Raw genomic sequence first — 16,866 nt, 5'->3', positions numbered from 1 at the left:
TGCCCGCATCGGCTCAGTCAGCCGATTGGAAGTTGGCGAGTCGCTCAGTCGCGCCAGCGGCGACCGTCGAGCGCGAGGCCGAAGCGCAGCGGCGTGCGGGCATAGGTGGCAAGGCCGGCAAGGGCCGCGAGTGGGTGGGTGACGACATAGGTCGGGATCGCCTGCATCAGCGCGTTATGCGGGGCCTTGTCCTCGAAGGCGGCACGGAATTCCGGCTTCTTCAGCGCCGGCAGGATTTTCTGCGAGATGCCGCCGGCAAGGTAGACGCCGCCGCGCGCCATGAACACCATCGCCATATCGCCGGCGATGCGGCCGAGATAGGTCGAAAACAGCGACAGCGTCTCCACGGCCTGCGGGTCGGAACCGTCAAGGCCTGCATGGCTGACGTCCTTCGGCTCATAGGGCTTGGCCTCGATCCCGTCGGCGGCGCAAATGGCGTTATAGAGGTTGACCATGCCGCGTCCGCAGAGGATTTGCTCGGCGGCGATCCGGCCCTCGATGGTCTTGATGTGCGGGAAGACCTGGTAGTCGCGCTCCGTGCGCGGGCCGACATCGATATGTCCACCCTCGCCGGGCACGGGGATCCAGCGTTCTTCCGCATGAACAAGGCCGGCGACGCCAAGCCCGGTGCCGGGGCCAAGCACGACGCGCGAGGCGACCATGGTGTCGGGGCGCGGCGCGATCGGCTCGCGGAATTCGTCGGGCATGTTGGCGATCGCCAGCGCCTGGGCCTCGAAATCATTGATGATCACCACATCCTCGAGCCCGAGCGCGCTGATCATGTCCTTCGGCTTGATCACCCAGTCACAATTGGTCAGCGGAATTTCATCGCCGCGGATCGGGCCGGCGACGGCCAGGATGGCGCTGCGCGGCTGGAGCGAGGTCTTGTCCATGACGCCCGCCTGGATCGCTGCATCCACGGTCGGGAAATCGGCCGTGTGCACGATCGGGAATTCCCGCGGCTCGGCGTAGGCATCGACCAGCAGCGAGAACCGCGCATTGGTGCCGCCTATGTCGCCGATCAGGATGGGAAAGGAGAGAGGGTCCGAGGTGCTGAAGGTTTTGGCCATGGTGTTTCCGCGTTCCGCCCTGTCCCGGGCTTTATCAATGTCTGGCGCAGTCTGTGCATTCAGTTTGGCGATTTTGCAACGGCATCCGTCAAGTCGGAAGAGCAATCGCAGGCCGCCGGCGCGTTTTCTGCAACCTGATCGTCAAAGCGCGGGCGGCCCGTCGTTTCATACAATAACTCAAAGCGCTTTGAAAGCCGCTGCCGGCAGGCAGCGCAGCTTAAGCCGCAGACGTCGTCATCCCGCCGGACGCGGCTGCGGAACCGGCCCGATCTCCGGCCAGGGCGCCAGCGGCGGCAGCGGGATCTTGGGCGTGACGGCGGCCGTCGGCAGGGGTGAGGGGGAAGGCGCTTCCAGCACGCCGGTGCAGGCCGCAGGCAGATCGGAGAGGATGGTATAGGCGGGCCGCGTCGGCTTGGGCGCCGGTTTTTCCGGCTTCTTCGGAGGCGTCACCGGCTTTGCCGGGGCCCATGGCTCGTCGGAAAGCCACCATGCCAGATGGTCGCCGCAGCCATCATCCTTCATGTTGACCGCATTTTGCGCCGTACAGCCGGGTGAACCGTCGCGGCAGAACAGGCGGATATGGAAGTGATAGTGATGACCGTAATAGGGCCTCAGCTTGGCCAGATTCGAGCGGTCGCCGGTCCAGTCTTCGCAGATCGCCTTCTTGATGCCCGGATGGACGAAGATGCGCTGGACTTCCGGATAGCTTGCCGCCCGCATGATCAGTCGTTCATGGGCGGGCGTGAATTTTTCCGGATCGACGAACAGCGTTCCGTCATTCTTCAGCACCGAAACGGCGGAAATGTCTTCGCGTTCGCGCAATGTCAGCCGCCGGTCCGGCATCGGGTTCAGCCAGATGTCTGCATCGAGCCCGACCTGGTGGGAGGCATGGCCCGAAAGCATCGGTCCGCCGCGCGGCTGCGAGATGTCGCCGACCAGAAGTCCGGGCCAACCGTCATATTGCGCGGCCTCGCTTGAGAGCCGCTTGATCAGGGCGATCGTGTCGGGATGACCGAATCGGCGATTGCGCGAAAGCCGCATGGCCTGCCAGTTCGGCCCGTCGATCGGCAGCGCCTCGGCGCCGGCGATGCAGCCTTTCGTGTAAAAGCCGACGGATTGCGGCGGCCCGGCGCTCGGCTCGGCCTCGGAGGCGAACAGGACTTTTGCCGGCGGCGGAAAATCCTGGGCCGGCGCCGGAAGCGCTGACGCCACAAGGGCTGCGACAGCGGCAAATGCCTTGAACCAATGCATCGCACCCTCCCTGAAAGCCGGCGCATCTGCGCGATTTCATGTCCTCCGGCTGGCCTGTCCGTCCCCGCCTTACGAAAACGACACTTGTGCACCCGGGCTGATATTTGCTTATTCTTGTCGCGATCATGAGAAAAGCAAGAACGGAGACGGCAAAAACCATGTGGAAAACGATCTCGGCCGCTGCCTGGGTTGTCGCCGCCACGGCCTTCGCCCTGCCATCGGCGGTATTCTCTCAGGAAAGCGATGAGGGCGGCTGGCAACATGCGTCCGCTCTGACCGGAACGCCGCAATACCCGGCTGATTTTTCCCGTTTCGACTATGTCAATCCGGATGCGCCGAAGGGCGGCGAATTGAAGCTCTATGCCACGGGGACCTTTGATTCGCTCAATCCCGTTCCCTATGGCGGAGCAAAAGCTGCCGGCCTCAGCCTTGTCTTCGAGACACTGATGACGCCGGCGGAGGACGAGATCAATGCCCAGTACGGCCTGCTGGCCGACGGTTTCCGTGTTCCCGAGGATATTTCCTCGGTCACTTATCGCCTGAATTCCAAGGCGCGGTTCTCCGATGGCGAGCCGGTGACGGCTGAAGACGTGGTCTTTTCCTTCGACAGCCTGAAAGAGCTGAACGCCCGCTATGCCAATTACTACCGGCATGTGGTCAGCGCTGAGGTCTCCGGTGAGGGCGAGGTGACATTCCGTTTCGACGAGACGGGAAACCGCGAATTGCCGCAGATCGTCGGCCAGCTGTTGGTGTTGCCGAAACACTGGTTTGCGGACGGACGCGACGTTTCCGCGAGCACGCTCGAAAAGATCGTCGGTTCGGGGCCTTATGAGATCGCAGAGGTCAATCCCGGCTCATCGATCAGCTACAGTCTGCGCGAGGATTATTGGGGCAAGGATTTGCCGGTCAATGTCGGGCGCAATAATTTCGGCTCCGTGAACTATCTCTATTTTGCCGATCTCGATGTGGCTTTCGAGGGCTTTCGCGCAGGGACCTTCGATTTCTGGGTGGAGACCCGGGCCAAGCGCTGGGCGACCGGCTACAATTTCCCGGCGGTGAAGGATGGCGAAGTCAAGCGCGAGGCCGTGCCCAATCCGCTGCGCAAGACCGGCATCATGCAGGCGCTGGTGCCCAACAACCGCCGTGCGCCGTTTGATGACAGGCGCGTGCGCGAGGCGCTGATCTATGCCTTCGATTTCGAGACCATCAACAAGAATCAGTTGAGCAATGCCTATTCGCGCGACAACAGTTTCTGGTTCGGAACCGATCTTGCCTCTTCCGGCCTGCCGCAGGGCGAGGAACTGCAGATTCTCGAATCCGTGCGTGATCTTGTGCCGTCCGAAGTGTTCAACACCGCCAACAAGCTCCCCGTCGGCGGAACCGAGGAAGAGGCGCGAGCCAATCTGCAGAAGGCCTTCCAGCTCTTGAAGGAAGCCGGCTTCGAACGGCGCGGCAGCCAGATGGTCAATTCCCAGACCGGCGATCCGTTTTCCTTCGAGATCCTGCTCGACAATCCCTCGCTGCAGGTCGTGGTGCTGCCCTATGTCGAAAACCTGCGCAAGCTCGGCATCGACGCCACGATCCGCGTGGTCGATACCTCGCAATATCAAAACCGGGTCAACGATTTCGACTATGACATGATCTGGGAGTTGTGGGCCCAATCCCTGAGTCCCGGCAATGAACAGTTCAACTACTGGGGATCGCTCTCGGCCGTTCAGCCGGGCTCGGAAAACTATGCCGGTATTGCCGATCCGGGCATTGATGCATTGATCGAAAAGGTCGTGTTTGCCGATGACCGCGACACGCTGGTGGCCGCCACCAAGGCGCTGGACCGGGTGCTGCTCGCCCACGACTTCATCGTTCCGCTCTATTATTCGAAGGACTACCGCATCGCCTACTGGGACACGATTACGCATCCCGGCTTTCCCGAATACGGTCTCGACTTCCCGGCGGCCTGGTGGTCGACGGAGGCTGAATGAGGGTGCAGTTTGGTGGCGTGATCGGGCAGCGTGAAGAGCGGCTTCATACGAGGCGCAGAGACGGGACTCCGAATTCGAGGTGGCGGTTCACCCCCCTCTGTCGCTTTCGCGACATCTCCCCCTCAAGGGGGGAGATTGTTGGAGAGGGAGATCTTCGCATCGAGATGGCTTTCTCTTGTGGTGTGGCCGGTTCTAGCTACGTCGAGCCTTCGGTTGCGCATCCACCTTGCCTCACACCGATCTCCCCCCTTGAGGGGGAGATGCCCGGCAGGGCAGAGAGGGGTGAAACCCGTCGGCTCGCACAGAACGCGCGGTCATGCCAGCCGACCCGGAGCGTATCGTAATGGGCTCCTATATCCTACGTCGCCTGCTGCTGATGATCCCGACGCTGGTCGGCATCATGACGATTTCCTTCGTCATCGTGCAGTTTGCCCCCGGCGGGCCGGTGGAACAGGTGATTGCCGAGCTGAACGGCCAGGGGGGCGGCGCGGAAAGTCGCATTTCCGGCGGCTCGGATGCGGGCATGTCGATGGACAGTTTCGACAGCGCCTCCTCGTCCAACTATCGCGGCGCCCAGGGCCTCGACCCGCAACTGATCGCCGATCTGGAAGCCCAGTTCGGTTTCGACAAGCCGCCGCTGACGCGTTTCCTGCTGATGATGCGTGATTATCTGACCTTCGATTTCGGCGAGAGCTTCTTCCGCAACTCCTCCGTCATCGACCTGATCATCGACAAGCTGCCGGTGTCGATCTCGCTCGGCATATGGGTGCTGTTGTTGTCCTACGGCGTCTCCATCCCGCTCGGCATCCGCAAGGCGGTCAAGGACGGATCGCGCTTTGACGTCTGGACCTCCGGCATCATCGTCATCGGCTTCGCCGTGCCGGGCTTCCTGCTCGGCATCCTGATGATCATCCTCTTTGCCGGCGGTTCCTTTTTCGACTGGTTTCCGCTGCGCGGCCTCGTCTCCGACAATTTCTCCGAACTGCCCTGGTGGCAGAAGCCCATCGACTATTTCTGGCACCTGACCCTGCCGCTGATCGCGCTTTCGGTCTCCTCCTTCGCCACGACGACGCTTTTGACCAAGAACTCCTTCATCGACGAAATCGGCAAGCAATATGTGATCACCGCCCGCGCGAAGGGGCTTTCGGAACGCAAGGTGCTGTACGGCCACGTGTTCCGCAACGCGATGCTGATCGTGATCGCCGGCTTTCCCGGCTCCTTCATCCTTGCCTTCTTCACCGGCTCCCTTCTGATCGAGAATGTGTTCTCGCTCGACGGACTCGGCCGGCTCGGCTATCTGTCGCTGGTCAATCGGGACTATCCGGTGGTCTTTGCCACGCTCTACATCTTCTCGCTTCTGGGGCTGTTCATCGGTCTCGTCTCCGACCTGATCTACACCTGGATCGATCCGCGTATCGACTTCGAAAAGAGGGATGTGTGACATGAGCGATCTCACATCCGAAGACATGGGGAAACGTCCGAAGACCGGCTGGCTTTCGCCGATGAACGCGCGACGCTGGCAGAACTTCTGGGCCAACCGGCGCGGCTACTGGTCGCTGTGGATCTTCCTCTTCCTGTTCATCATCAGCCTGTTTGCCGAATTCGTCGCCAACGACAGGCCGATCATCGCCTCCTACCAGGGCGAGATCCTGTTTCCAGTGGTGGTCGATTATCCGGAGGAAAAATTCGGCGGCTTTCTCGCCGTCACCGATTATCGCTCCGATTTCATCCAGGAGGAGATCGAGGCCAATGGCTGGATGATCTGGCCGCCGATCCGCTATTCCTACCGTACCATCAATTCCAACGTGCCCTATTCGGCGCCGACCCCGCCCTTCTGGCTGATGACCAAGGAAGAACGCTGTGCCGGCTACCCCGAGGGCGTGGATGATCCGGGCTGCACGCTCGGCAACATGGACTGGCTCGGAACCGATGACCTTGCCCGCGACGTGCTCGCCCGGGTGATCTACGGCTTCCGCATCTCGGTCCTGTTCGGCCTGCTGCTGACAGGATTTTCCGCCGTGATCGGCGTCACCGCCGGAGCGGTGCAGGGCTATTTCGGCGGCTGGGTCGACCTCCTGATGCAGCGCTTCATCGAGATCTGGTCATCGCTGCCGACGCTCTACATATTGCTGATCATCGCCGCCATCCTGCCGCCCGGCTTCTTCGTGCTGCTTGGCGTCATGCTGGTGTTCTCCTGGGTGAGCTTCGTTGCCGTCGTCCGGGCCGAGTTCCTGCGCGCGCGCAATTTCGAGTATGTGCGGGCGGCGCGCGCGCTTGGCGTTGGCAACGGCACCATCATGTTCCGCCATCTCCTGCCCAATGCCATGGTCGCAACGCTCACCTTCGTGCCCTTCATCCTGTCGGGCGCGATCGTGACGCTGACCTCGCTTGATTTTCTGGGCTTCGGCATGCCGCCCGGCTCGCCCTCGCTGGGCGAACTGGTCAATCAGGGCAAGAGCAATCTGCAGGCGCCCTGGCTCGGCATCACCGCCTTCTTCACACTTTCGATCATGCTGTCGCTTCTGGTGTTCGTCGGCGAGGCGGTGCGCGATGCGTTTGACCCGAGGAAGACGTTCCAATGAGTGATGCGCCGCTTCTTTCCGTCCGCGATCTGTCCGTCGCCTTCCGCCAGGGCGGGAGCGACAATCTCGCCGTCGACCGGATTTCCTTCGATATCATGCCTGGCGAGGTGGTGGCCCTAGTCGGCGAATCGGGCTCCGGCAAATCGGCGACGGCGGCGTCCGTTCTCCGGCTTCTGCCCTATCCCGCCGCAAGCCATCCGAGCGGCGAGGTCTTGTTTGAGGGCCGCGATCTGCTGAAGGCCGACGACCGGACGTTGAGGCAAGTGCGCGGCGGCGACATCACCCAGATCTTCCAGGAGCCGATGACCTCGCTCAACCCGCTGCATACGGTGGAGAAACAGGTAGGCGAGACGCTGGCGCTGCATGCCGGCATGACCGGGGCGGATGCGCGCAAACGCGTGCTGGAGCTTCTGCACGAGGTCGGCATCCGCGAGGCGGAGAGACGGCTCGGCGCTTTCCCGCATGAGCTTTCCGGCGGCCAGCGCCAGCGCGTGATGATCGCCATGGCGCTTGCCAACCGGCCGAAACTGCTGATCGCCGACGAGCCGACAACGGCGCTCGATGTCACGGTGCAGGCGCAGATCCTGAAACTGCTGAAAAGCCTGCAGCGCGATCACGGCATGTCGATGCTGTTCATCACCCACGATCTCGGCATCGTCCGCAAGTTTGCCGACCGCGTCTGCGTGATGACCGATGGCAAGATCGTCGAGCACGGCCCGGTCGCCGAAATCTTCGATCATCCGCAGCATGCCTATACGAAACACCTTCTGGCTGCCGAGCCGAAGGGCGAGCCGCCGGCGCATGATCCGAGCCGCGAGGTCGTGGTCGAGGCCGATAATGTGAAGGTCTGGTTTCCGGTGAAGACCGGCCTTCTGCGCAAGACGGTGGATCACGTGAAGGCCGTCAACGGCATTTCGCTGAAGCTGAGGGCGGGCGAGACGCTTGGCGTTGTCGGCGAATCCGGTTCGGGCAAGACGACGCTCGGTCTGGCGTTGACGCGGATGATCGGGTCTGAAGGCCGGATCGCCTTCATCGGTAAGGATATCGACGCCTATTCTTATCAGGCGATGAAGCCGCTTCGCGAAGCGATGCAGATCGTGTTTCAGGACCCATACGGTTCGCTGTCGCCGCGCATGTCGGTCGGCGAGATTGTGGCCGAGGGGCTGAAGATCCACGAGCGCTCGCTCACCGCAGCCGAGCGCGAGGCGCGCGTCGGCGCGGCGCTGGAGGAGGTCGGGCTGGACGCGGCCACCCGCTGGCGCTATCCGCACGAGTTTTCCGGCGGCCAGCGCCAGAGGATCGCGATTGCCCGCGCCATGGTGCTCAAACCCCGCTTCGTCATGCTGGACGAGCCGACCTCGGCGCTGGACATGAGCGTGCAAGCGCAGGTGGTGGATCTGCTGTCCGACCTGCAGAAGAAGCACAATCTCGCCTATCTGTTCATTTCCCACGATCTGAAGGTGGTTCGCGCGCTCGCCAACGAGATCATCGTTATGCGCTTCGGCGAAGTGGTCGAGCGTGGCCCGGCGGCGGAGGTTTTCGAGAATCCGAAGGCCGATTACACCAGGGCGCTGCTTGCCGCCGCCTTCGATATCGAGCCCGTGGAGGCGGAGTGAGCTTTTTTGCTCATGATGCCAGTTCGACCGTTACGCCGACCCCAATAGGAAACCCGATGCCTAAAGCCCCCGTCCTGATCGATCTCAAATTCTCCGGCCGTGCGGCGATCGTGGAGGCGCTCGGGGCTTTCTTTTCCGACCGGCCGGTGATCGACCTCGCCGATCCGCAAACGAAGGGCCGCGATCTTTCCGATTGCCGCTATGCCGTCTTGTGGAAGCCGGATGACGATCTGTTTTCGCGTGCGCCCAATCTGGAAGTGCTTTTCTCCGGCGGTGCGGGGGTCGAGCGGGTGCTGGCCCTTCGGGGCCTGCCGGACGTGCCGCTGGTGCGTTTCGTCGATCCCTCGCTGACGCGCCGGATGAGCGAATATGTCGTGCTGCAATGCCTCTATCATGCCCGCCGCATGCCGGATTATGTTCGCCTTGAAGCCGAGAGAAACTGGCAGCAGCTACCGCCCGCAGAAGCCGGCGACTTTACCGTCGGCATCATGGGTCTCGGCGTTCTGGGACAGGATGCGGCGACGAAGCTGAAGGTCATGGGCTTCAACGTGATCGGCTGGTCGCGCGGCATGAAAGAGATCGATGGCGTTGAATGTTTCGATGCCGGAGGCCTTGATGCCTTTCTTGAAAGAACGGACATCCTGGTCGGCCTTCTGCCGCTGACCGACGAGACGACCGGGCTTTTCGACCGCGCGCTGTTTGAAAGGCTCAATCGCTCCGGCCCGCTCGGGAGCCCCGTCTTCATCAATGCCGGACGCGGCGGTTCGCAGGTCGAGGCCGATATCCTCGCGGCGCTGGATGACGGCGTCCTCCACGGCGTCTCGCTCGACGTGTTCGAAACCGAGCCCTTGCCCGCGACAAGCCCGCTCTGGGCGCATGAACGGGTCGTCGTCACGCCGCATGTGGCTTCCGACACGGATGTGCGGGCGCTGTTTGCCCACGTGGAACGCCAGATCGCCAGGTTCGAGGCCGGCGCGCCGCTGCAGCATGTCGTTGACCGCGCCGCCGGCTACTGAGCCTCTCGGAACAAAGACCCGGGGCCTCACGTTTCTTCCTTGAACAGAACCCTCCGCCGATCCTGCGCGGAGGCCAAGGAGAACGACATGACGACGCATTTCGATCCGAAGGAAGGCCGCCCTGTCAAATACCCGGGCGAGGACAATTACCCGCAGAAGAACGAGGACGACACCCGCGTGCCCGAGACCGAGAAGCGGCACCTTAATCGCGGCCAGACCGTGATCATGGTCATCATCGCCATCATGGTCGCCGTGGTGCTGATCTGGGGTGGCGCTTCGTGGCTGTTCGGCGCGCCCGGTGCGGGCTGATCCTTCCCGCAGGAGAAACGATACGGGAGGTAGACAATGGTTGAGAAGAAGAAGACGGGAAACCGTCCCGAGGATGTCGAGGTCGACGTGACCCCGACCGAAGCACGCCACTCCGAACGCGGACGACCGGTGCTCGCCATCCTGGCCGGCGGTCTGGTCCTGGCCTTTCTGGTCTGGGGCGCCGTGGAACTCTTTGCTCCGCGCGGCGGCGACCCAGCGGTCGAGACCGTGACCGAGGATGCCGCCCAGACGGAACAGGCGCCGGCCCAGTAAAGCTCAATTCGAGCAAAACGGCTCTGGACTTTTCATCGCCTTTACAGCTAAGTCATGGGCCCGAAAGGGCGGCATGGCGGCCCTTTCCAGCGTTTTTTCCGCCTGAGGGGCGGCTCGAAAGGCCGAAGAGCGATGCCGAAGACCGATATTGCAACGCGGGTCTACGACCATAGCTGGAAACTCGACCCGATCATCCGCAGCCTGCTGGATACCGATTTCTACAAGCTTTTGATGCTGCAGATGATCTGGAAGCTGTATCCGGACGTCAATGCGACATTCTCGGTGATCAACCGCACGACCTCGGTGCGCCTTGCCGACGAGATCGACGAGAGCGAGTTGCGCGACCAGCTTGACCATGCGCGCGAGATCAGGCTCACCAAGAAGGAGATGATCTGGCTTGCGGGTAACTCGTTTTACGGTCGCTCGCAGATCTTCGAGCCGGAGTTTTTGACCTGGCTCGCCAATTTCCGCCTGCCCGAATATGAACTGACCAAGCGCGACGGCCAGTACCAGCTCGACTTCCACGGAAGCTGGATGGAAACCACGATGTGGGAGATTCCGGCGCTGTGCATCATCAACGAACTGCGCTCGCGTGCGGCGATGAAGGATCTCGGCCTTTTCACCATCGACGTCACCTATGCTCGTGCGAAAGCCAAGATGTGGGCGAAGGTGGAGCGGTTGGCCGCTCTCGAAGGCCTGCGGATTTCCGATTTCGGCACGCGCCGCCGGCATTCCTTCCTGTGGCAGCGCTGGTGCGTGGAAGCGCTGAAGGAAGGCATCGGCCCGGCCTTTACCGGCACTTCCAACGTGCTTCTGGCCATGGATACGGATCTTGAGGCTGTCGGCACCAATGCGCACGAGCTTCCCATGGTTGCCGCAGCGCTCGCCGAAACGGATGAGGCGTTGGCGGCAGCGCCCTACAAGGTGATGCAGGACTGGAACAAGCTTTACGGCGGAAATTTGCTGATCGCGCTGCCAGACGCCTATGGCACGACAGCGTTCCTACGCAACGCGCCGGATTGGGTTGCCGACTGGACCGGTTTCCGCCCCGACAGCGCCCCGCCGATCGAGGGCGGCGAGAAGATCATCGACTGGTGGAAAAAGATGGGCCGCGATCCGCGCGAGAAGATCCTGATCTTTTCCGACGGTCTCGATGTTGACGCCATCATCGAGGCCTACAAGCATTTCCAGGGCCGGGTGCGCATGAGCTTCGGCTGGGGCACCAATCTCACCAATGACTTCATCGGCTGCGCGCCGCACCGCGTCGGCGGGCTGAAGCCGATCTCGATCGTCTGCAAGGTATCCGACGCCAACGGCCGCCCGGCGGTCAAGCTTTCGGACAATCCACAGAAGGCGACAGGCGACCCGAAGGAAGTCGAGCGCTACCTGAAGTTCTTCGGTTCCGAGGACATGCACAACCAGCCGGTTCTGGTCTGAGCGCCAGCCTGTGGCCGAAACGCAATAGATTGAAATTGTTCCTACAAACGACACGGCAGGGTTCATTGACTTGATGTCTGCCCGCCGCGTAGATTGCGCGCGGATCAGGTTCCGTTTGAAAGGACGGATGAAAAGGGAACACGGGACAGGGCGTTTGCTCAAAATCCGTGGCTGCCCCCGCAACTGTAGCCGCTGAGCCGTTTCCAAATGTCACTGGATTCATCCGGGAAGACGGAAACAATGGCGATGACGCGGAAGCCAGGAGACCTGCCCGATCCCGTCACCCATGCCGGAACACGGGGTTCTTGTTTTGGCGCGGTCTGCCGTCGCGGTGACATTTCGAAACGATGTTGCCGCCGACGGGACAGGATCGCGACCGGGTGAACTGCCGGTCTCTCTTTCTTCCCCGACGGGCTTTTTCGGTTGGCCACGCGCCAGCCGCTTGGGGATAGTCAATGAAGAATGCCATGCTTGCGGCCTCTGCCGCGTTCCTGATCCTGACGCCGGCGCAAGGGGTGCTCGCCCAGGATGCCGGGTTTATCGAAGATGGTGCGATCGAACTGCAGCCGGTCTATGTGACCACGCCGCTGCGCCGCCCTTCCACGATCCTGCAGTCGACCTCGACGGTGACCGTGATCGACAAGGAGGATATCGAAAGATCGGCAGCGCCCGACCTGCCGTCGCTGCTGAGGAAATATCCGGGCGTCAACATTACCGCGAATGGCGGCCAGGGCGCGCAGGCGACGATCACGCTGCGCGGCGCCAGCGCGTCGCAGACTTTGGTGCTGGTCGACGGCATGCGGGTGGCCTCCGCCACCGGCGGTTCGGCCTATCTCGCCAATATTCCGCTGTCGGCGATCGAGCGGGTCGAGATCGCCGAGGGCGCGCATTCCGCCGAATGGGGCGCGGATGCGATCGGCGGCGTCGTCAACATCATCACCAGGGACGGCTCGACCTGCGCCAATGGCCAGGCAATCTGCACCACGGTCGAGACTGGCGTGACCTGGCCCTGGGGCGGCTTCGGCACAATCGCGACCCGCGGGATCACGGGCAATGGCGTCGACTTCAACTTCGGCCTCTCGCTGCTTGGAACCGAGGGCTATGACTTCACCACGCCGCAGAACTCCGTGCATGAGGCGGGCCGCGACGGTTTCCTGCAGGGCGCGTTCAATTATTCGATCGGCAAGGACTTCACCTGGGGCCGGCTTTATTCGGAGGGCTTTTACGCCCGCTCCAACCCGCATTTCGACGCGGCGCCCTATGCCGACTGGATGACCGGCGCCATGGTCTACGGCGCCAATCAGGCGATCCAGACCAATGCCGCCTTCAAGCTCGGCGCGGAACTCGATCATTCCGATGACTGGTCCTCCGTCTTCGAGATCTATTCGGCCTTCGATTACCAGAAAAACTTCCGCGACGACCATCCGGAAGCCGAAACCCATTACGATACCAACCGGTTCGGCTTTTCCGCCTCGACCACGAAGGAGGTGATCGCCGGCGACGCGCTCAACAGCTTCACCCTTGGCGGCGAGGCCTATCGCGAGACGGTGAACAGTTCGGTCGACTACACCGAAACCGGCCGCAATGTCGGCGCTGTCTACGGCCAGTACGGCCTCGAATATGAGGCGCTGACGGCGAACGCCGGTCTGCGCTATGATGCCGACGAACAGTTCGGCGGTGCGCTTACCTATAATCTCGGCCTCGGTTACGAACTCTTGCCCGGTCTGACGGCGCGCGCTTCCTATTCGACCGGCTTCAATGCCCCCACCTTCAACGATCTCTACTGGGCCTATGACGGTTCCTATGTGGGCAACCCCGATCTTGATGCCGAGACATCGAAGAACTGGGAAGCCGGCATCAACTGGGATTCGGGGACCGGCACGGTCATCGATCTCGTCTATTATGAAAACCATATCGACGACATGATCGCCTATGTCTCCGCGCCGCCGTCCTATATCGGCACGATGGAGAACATCGACAGGGCAAAGATTTCCGGCGTGCGGGCCGTCTGGTCCGAGGCTCTGATGGATGACCGGCTCGGTCTCGATTTCGGCTTCGAATACCGCCTGCCGAAGAACGAGACGGATGATGTCTACATCGCCAACCAGAACCGGCTGAAGCTGACGGCTGCGGCAAGCTTTCAGGCCACCGAAGCGCTCAATCTGAATGCCGATATCGAATATGTCGGCAGCCGCTGGACAAACACGGCAAGCTATAATCCGCAGCTTGGCGATTACACGGTGGTCAACGTCTCGGCGCTCTACGACATCGATCCGGCGGCAAGGGTCAAGTTCGCGGTGGAGAATCTGTTCGATGAAGACTATGAGACCACCTATGGCTACAAGGCGCCCGGTACCACGGTGACGCTTTCCTACCAGAGGACGTTCTAGATGTTGCGGTCGGCGCTTTCGGCTCGAAATCTCTTGAAGCTCGCGAGCCTCTGCGCCGGCCTCCTTCCCGTCCTGCCGGTTTGTGGCCCGGCCTTTGCCCATCATGAAAGCTTCGCCCCGGCCCGCGTCGTCTCGATCAATCTGTGCACCGACCAGATGGCGATGCTGCTTGCCGGAGACGGCCAGCTCGTCTCGGTGTCGAACCTTGCCGCCGATCCGGCGGTTTCGGCGATGGCGGAGGAGGCGAGGGGCTACAGGCTCAATCATGGCCTGGCCGAGGAAGTCTTCCTGATGAAGCCCGATCTGGTGCTGGCCGGCAGCTACACCACGCGAGAGACCGTCGATCTGCTGAAACGGCTCGGCATATCCGTGGCCGAGTTCGCGCCCGAGGCTTCGCTTGAGGATGTGCGGGAGAACCTTCTGCGAATGGGGCACCTGCTCGGTCATGAACAGGCCGCCGAGAGGCTTGTCGAAGACATGGACCGAGCGCGGGCGGCGCTCCTCGCAAAGCCTGCGGGCGGCGGGACGGCGGCTCTTTATTACGCGAATGGCTACACGTCGGGCGAGAACACGCTTGCCGGCGATCTCGTCGCCGATGCCGGTCTCGACAATATCGGCATTGACGCCGGCATCGACGGGCTTGGCCGCCTGCCGCTCGAACGCCTGATCATGGCCGCGCCAGATGTCATCGTCGGCGGCGACAGCGGCTATGATGCGCCGGCTCTTGCCGAAGCGCCATTCGCCCATCCGGCCTTTCTTTCGGCCGTCGAGGCTGCCGAATTCGTCGACCTTCCCAGCCGGTTGACGATCTGCGGCGGTCCCTTCAATCTTGAAGCCATTTCCCGTTTGAAGGGGGATATTCCGGATGCTTCGGGCAACGGGACAGAACCGAACGAGCAAGGCAACAAAGCCGACGGGCAGATGAGCGCAGCGGATCCCCGTTTCAGCGAATGGCAGATTCGCTCCAGGGGCGCGGGCAATGACTAATGACTGAAGACTATCGCTATTTCCGCCTTCTTGCCGGTCTCGGCCTGCTCGTGGTTTTCCTGTTTCTGGCCTCGCTGACAGTCGGACCGGCAGGCTTCGGCTTTCGTGCCGCGCTTTCCGGTCTTTTCAGCGGCGATGCCGGCGCGGTCGCGCTGATCATGCAGGAGATCCGCCTGCCGCGCGCGCTGCTCGGGCTGTCGATCGGGGCAACGCTCGGGCTTTCGGGCGCGGTGCTGCAGGGCTATCTGCGCAATCCGCTGGCCGAGCCCGGTCTGCTCGGCGTTTCCGCCTCCGCCTCGCTTGGGGCCGTGATCGCGATCTATACCGGGCTTTCGGCGTTGTTTGCCCTGGCGCTGCCCATTCTGGCGCTCGTTTTTGCGTTTGGATCGGTTGTGCTTGTACGCTTCCTGGCAGGCGGTGCCGCGCGCAGCCTGACGATCATCCTCGCCGGTGTAGCTGTCACGAGTTTTGCCGGCGCCATGACAGCGCTGGCGCTCAATCTTTCACCCAATCCCTTTGCCGCAATGGAGATTCTTTACTGGATGCTGGGCTCGCTTGCCGATCGTTCCATGCTCCAGTTCTGGCTGGCGGCTCCCTTCATGGCGTTCGGCTGGGTGCTGCTTTTTTCTTCCGCGCGCGCGCTTGACGCGATGATGCTTGGTCACGATGCCGCCGCCAGTCTCGGGATTTCGCCGAAGGCGACCGAGCGGTTGGTCATCTGGGGCGTTGCGGCGAGTGTGGGAGCGGCGACAGCCGTCTCGGGCACGATCGGCTTTGTCGGGCTGGTGGTGCCGCATCTTCTCAGGCCGCTCGTCGGCGCCGTGCCGTCGCGGTTGCTGCCTGCAAGCGCACTTGGCGGGGCTTCGGTGCTGCTCGCCGCCGATGTTGCCGTCCGGCTGGTGGCGCCCGATCGCGATCTCAAGATCGGCGTTGTAACGGCGCTGGTCGGCGCACCCTTTTTCCTGTGGCTGATCTTCAAGACGCGGCGGGAGCTGATCTGATGTTGCTCTCCGTCGACAACCTCACCGTCCGCATCGGCGGGCGCGCCATCATCGACAATGTCGGCTTTTCGGTCGGCCACGGCGAGCTTGTCGGTCTGATCGGGCCCAATGGGGCAGGCAAGACAACGCTGCTGAAAGCCTGCCTCGGCCTCACCCGCGCGTCCGGCAACGTTCATGTGATGGATACGCCGCTTGCCCGGATGACGCCGCTTCAGCGCGCTCGGGCCATCGCCTATCTCCCGCAGGAACATGAGATCGCCTGGGCCGTGGCCGTGCGGCATGTCGTCGGTCTCGGCCGTCAGCCCTGGCGCGAATGCTCCGCCTTTGGCGATTATGCCGGCGGTCAGATCATCGCCAGGGCGATGGAGCGCATGGGCGTCGATACGCTTGCGGACCGGCGCGCCGACACGCTTTCCGGCGGCGAACGCGCGCGGGTGCTGATCGCGCGGACGCTTGCCCAGGCAACGCCGCTCCTGGTCGCCGACGAGCCGGTGGCGGGCCTCGATCCCGCCCACCAGATCGCGTTGATGGAGGTGTTCGGCTCGCTTCTGCGCGAGGGGCGCTCGGTCGTCTGCTCACTGCACGATCTGGGATTGGCGGCGCGCTGGTGCACGCGGCTGGTGATGCTGGCGCAAGGGCACATCATTGCCGACGGCCCGCCGTCCAGCGTCCTTACGCCGCAAAACCTGCGCCAGGTCTACGGCGTGGAGGCTTTTTTCGGGCATGCGAATGGCGGGCCGGTGGTCATGCCGACCGGCCTTTCCGAAAAATAGCGCGTCTTCGGCCAAAAGGCCTGCCAAACTCTTGCCAAGCGCCATTGCGCGCGGGGTTCGATTTCGCTAAGAAACCGCAGCTTTCCCGGCATTTGAGTCCGGTCGCGACCAAAGCCGGCCGCCGACGGGCCGCAAGGGGACTGCCATGGTGTCGCGTCCGCCATCGCTTTCGGACGTCTTGA

At 62.5% G+C, this 16,866-nt stretch carries 14 protein-coding genes and 1 riboswitch; of the genes, 12 read left to right on the top strand and 2 right to left on the bottom strand.

Annotated elements, in window-relative coordinates:
• Positions 1–44 precede the first annotated feature (44 nt).
• Both GGR30_RS15060 and mepA read right to left on the bottom strand, forming a co-directional pair.
• On the bottom strand, positions 45–1,070 hold the full coding sequence (locus GGR30_RS15060) for a glucokinase (RefSeq protein WP_183487729.1): 1,026 nt from the start codon (positions 1,068–1,070) through the stop codon (positions 45–47).
• 234 nt (positions 1,071–1,304) lie between these two features.
• Entirely contained in the window at positions 1,305–2,321 is a 1,017-nt protein-coding gene (gene mepA / locus GGR30_RS15055; protein WP_183487727.1) for a penicillin-insensitive murein endopeptidase, read from the bottom strand.
• A gap of 158 nt (positions 2,322–2,479) precedes the next feature.
• On the opposite strand from mepA, the gene GGR30_RS15050 reads away from it, so the two are divergent.
• From GGR30_RS15050 to GGR30_RS14995, 12 genes are all read left to right on the top strand, one after another.
• Positions 2,480–4,300, top strand: a complete 1,821-nt coding sequence (locus tag GGR30_RS15050; RefSeq protein WP_183487725.1) for an extracellular solute-binding protein — start codon at positions 2,480–2,482, stop codon at positions 4,298–4,300.
• A gap of 343 nt (positions 4,301–4,643) precedes the next feature.
• On the top strand, positions 4,644–5,741 hold the full coding sequence (locus GGR30_RS15045; protein ID WP_183487912.1) for a microcin C ABC transporter permease YejB: 1,098 nt from the start codon (positions 4,644–4,646) through the stop codon (positions 5,739–5,741).
• Position 5,742: 1 nt separating this feature from the next.
• Positions 5,743–6,882, top strand: a complete 1,140-nt coding sequence (locus GGR30_RS15040; protein WP_183487723.1) for an ABC transporter permease — start codon at positions 5,743–5,745, stop codon at positions 6,880–6,882.
• A complete protein-coding gene (locus tag GGR30_RS15035) occupies positions 6,879–8,498 on the top strand; it encodes an ABC transporter ATP-binding protein (RefSeq protein WP_183487721.1) in 1,620 nt (539 codons plus the stop codon). The genes GGR30_RS15040 and GGR30_RS15035 overlap by 4 nt, the downstream gene beginning before the upstream one ends.
• Positions 8,499–8,554: 56 nt before the next feature.
• Positions 8,555–9,514, top strand: a complete 960-nt coding sequence (locus GGR30_RS15030) for a 2-hydroxyacid dehydrogenase (RefSeq protein WP_183487719.1) — start codon at positions 8,555–8,557, stop codon at positions 9,512–9,514.
• An 87-nt stretch (positions 9,515–9,601) separates the two neighbouring features.
• Positions 9,602–9,823, top strand: coding sequence for a hypothetical protein (locus GGR30_RS15025; RefSeq protein ID WP_183487717.1), 222 nt, complete (start codon positions 9,602–9,604; stop codon positions 9,821–9,823).
• 36 nt (positions 9,824–9,859) lie between these two features.
• Positions 9,860–10,096: a hypothetical protein gene (locus GGR30_RS15020; protein ID WP_183487715.1), complete on the top strand. Its 237-nt coding sequence runs from the start codon at positions 9,860–9,862 to the stop codon at positions 10,094–10,096.
• A gap of 132 nt (positions 10,097–10,228) precedes the next feature.
• A complete protein-coding gene (gene pncB / locus GGR30_RS15015) occupies positions 10,229–11,533 on the top strand; it encodes a nicotinate phosphoribosyltransferase (RefSeq protein WP_183487713.1) in 1,305 nt (434 codons plus the stop codon).
• A gap of 89 nt (positions 11,534–11,622) precedes the next feature.
• A riboswitch (cobalamin riboswitch) is annotated at positions 11,623–11,822 on the top strand.
• 166 nt (positions 11,823–11,988) lie between these two features.
• Positions 11,989–13,923 (top strand): TonB-dependent receptor domain-containing protein, encoded by a 1,935-nt coding sequence (locus tag GGR30_RS15010; protein WP_183487711.1) that lies wholly within the window; start codon positions 11,989–11,991, stop codon positions 13,921–13,923.
• A complete protein-coding gene (locus GGR30_RS15005; protein ID WP_183487709.1) occupies positions 13,924–14,910 on the top strand; it encodes an ABC transporter substrate-binding protein in 987 nt (328 codons plus the stop codon).
• Entirely contained in the window at positions 14,910–15,911 is a 1,002-nt protein-coding gene (locus GGR30_RS15000; RefSeq protein WP_183487707.1) for a FecCD family ABC transporter permease, read from the top strand. The genes GGR30_RS15005 and GGR30_RS15000 overlap by 1 nt, the downstream gene beginning before the upstream one ends.
• Positions 15,908–16,684 carry an ABC transporter ATP-binding protein gene (locus GGR30_RS14995; RefSeq protein ID WP_183487910.1) on the top strand — a complete coding sequence of 259 codons (777 nt, stop codon included), beginning with the start codon at positions 15,908–15,910 and terminating at the stop codon, positions 16,682–16,684. The genes GGR30_RS15000 and GGR30_RS14995 overlap by 4 nt, the downstream gene beginning before the upstream one ends.
• Positions 16,685–16,866: the final 182 nt, after the last annotated feature.

The sequence above is a fragment of the Martelella radicis genome (assembly GCF_014196625.1).
Classification (GTDB): Bacteria; Pseudomonadota; Alphaproteobacteria; order Rhizobiales; family Rhizobiaceae; genus Martelella; species Martelella radicis.
The sequence above is the reverse complement of the archived record's forward strand: the minus strand, read 5'-3'. Positions and strand labels throughout refer to the sequence as shown.